Source organism: Streptomyces doebereineriae (assembly GCF_031845645.1).
GTDB classification, from domain to species: Bacteria; Actinomycetota; Actinomycetes; order Streptomycetales; family Streptomycetaceae; genus Streptomyces; species Streptomyces canus.
Map to the genome: position 1 here is coordinate 1 of NZ_JAVREZ010000501.1, position 409 is coordinate 409.

The window sequence follows — 409 nt, forward strand, 5'->3', positions numbered from 1 at the left end:
GCGGGCACCTCGACGCCGGCCGCAGCCGGACCCATCCACTCCCAGGTTCCCCATGGGCTGATCAGGTGGGCCTCCGCCGTCAGTCCCGCGAGCGCGTCGGTGCCGATCGTCATCGACAGTCGCGCGGTCTCACCGGCCTTGACGTCGACGGCCTGGGGTTCGGACACCAGTTTGAGCAGGTGGCCTCCCGGTTCGCCGACCGTGACGGTGCGGACATCCTCGACCACCTGACGCCACGACGGCGGCAGCGCATCAGCTCCGCTGCCGGTCACCGCGAGTTCGGCGCGCAACGGGTACAGTCCCGGTTCGGCCGAAGACGGGATGCGCAGCACCACATCGGCTTCCAGATGTTCTCCGGGTGGCAGGACATAGGGCAGCTCAGCGGGCTGCACCTCCCACCCCGATGGGC

The 409-nt window shown here is 69.9% G+C and carries 1 protein-coding gene; it reads right to left on the reverse strand.

Annotation, left to right across the window (positions count from 1 at the left end; genetic code table 11):
• Positions 1 to 392 (reverse strand): NEW3 domain-containing protein (locus RNB18_RS52970; protein ID WP_311721171.1); only part of this gene is annotated, 392 nt, incomplete at its 3' end.
• Positions 393 to 409: the final 17 nt, after the last annotated feature.